We start from the raw sequence: 1,721 nt of genomic DNA, 5'->3' as shown, positions 1-1,721 counted from the left end.
TTCGCATCCACTAAACCAATCTCCTCTACTCATGTTTTCTGAGACTAGTATAGCTAGATTTCTACTTTATCGGAAGATACCTTGTTATTGGGCGCTTACTCTTATTCTCGTTCCAACATACGAAAAAGTCTTGCCCCGAAAAAGAGGAGCAAGACTTTTCTAATCTAGGTAAGTTTCTAGCAACTACTTGATCGTGAAAGCTTCACAGCTACGACTTAGAATCGCTTAACAGCAATCGCTGGTGATCCCAATTCATTATCCTCTGCGACACGGCTGCGCACATTCCAGAGATAATCGAGGCTATGCCAACCAGAGAGCGATTTAGTATAAGGATCTGAAACTTTTACTTTACCATTCTGATAGTCTGAAAGGACAAGCTCATGGGTTGAAGGGTAGTTTACAAAGACACTAGGTCCGACAGCCAAGAGTACTGGATTTCCTGAAAGCAAGGAATTTTTAATCGCATCTGGACTCTTCAAGACTTGGTGTTTATAACCCCATTTATCAATTGCTTTGGCAATTCCGTTACTTGCTGTACCTGGGCCAAGCTTATTAAAGGCAGCAGTATTCTGATAGATATAATCCCCTACTTGAGTTGGAAGCACTGTTTTTCCAGATAGACCTGTAAAGATCATGGCTAAGCTAGTTGGAACACAACCAGTTGGTCCAAATAGATAATGACCATAGCGTTTTGAAGACCAACGACTATCTAGCTGAGAGTAATAAGGAATTTCCACCTTCTGAGGAGTTACTGGGCTAGGGACTGCACTTGTTTTAGGCATGGTTGTATTTTCAAGTTTCGCCCGCTCCGCTCTTGCCATGCTAAGTAGTTTATCCATATCAATACCACCTGGGCAAAGAGTTGCGGAGACTTCATCATGGCCAATCACATGGGTACGATCGAGTGGAATATTGTAACGAATCGAGATATCCGCAATCAATTTTGCTGAATTCCGATAGGTTTCCTCAGCAATCGTCCAATTTGGTCCCAAACTATTGTTTAGGTGCTCAATTCCAATTGAACGCTGATTGGTTGGATAGTGTCCCGCATGCCAAGCTACTTCATTTTCAGGAACCACTCCCCAGACCTTATCTGGTGTTACCTGATAATGGGCAGAAGTCTCATTGCCATTCCGGATATACCAAGTTGCGCGAGCTCCCTCATCACTCATTCCTGCATTATGATGGATAACAATGCGATCGATGTTCACTCGGTTTGTATCTGAATAGACGGGATTCTCATCAACATGGGTAATAACTCCAGAGTATTTCTTCTCACCCATCCATTTTACAGGATAACCTTTCCCATAGTTTGATGGTTTTGGAAAATCAACACTTGTATTGCCTAACCAATTCATCTTACCAGTGCTATCTTTGAAGTAGGCATGAACTGTATAATTTCCGAAGTCATATTGGTGGCGACTGTAGTCAATCCGCGCTTTATAAGAACCATCGTCTTGTTTGAGAGCCTTATACCAAATCAAGTCATCTTGACCCTTATTGGTTGTCCAAGTGGGAACCAAGACCTCACGAACATCTGGATTTGTAGCCAAACCTTTGATTGTGACATCAAATCCTACAACTGTGATATTCTCTACACGAACAGAAGTTTTTGGTTCCGGAACCACTACCTTAGTCTCTGTCACATACTCACGTTTGTTTTGGTTGGTTACATAGTAAACATGTGAGTGATAAGCTCCGAAGTCTTGTTTGTGTTGATT

The 1,721-nt window shown here is 42.0% G+C and carries 1 protein-coding gene; it reads right to left on the bottom strand.

The window, feature by feature from the left end:
* Window positions 1-215: 215 nt before the first annotated feature.
* A partial coding sequence (locus tag E5983_RS08960; protein ID WP_202056741.1) for an N-acetylmuramoyl-L-alanine amidase occupies window positions 216-1,721 on the bottom strand: 1,506 nt, incomplete at its 5' end.

Origin of the sequence: Streptococcus danieliae (genome assembly GCF_009767945.1) — a bacterium.
GTDB classification, from domain to species: domain Bacteria; phylum Bacillota; class Bacilli; order Lactobacillales; family Streptococcaceae; genus Streptococcus; species Streptococcus danieliae.
This window is presented reverse-complemented; position numbering and strand designations above follow the sequence as displayed.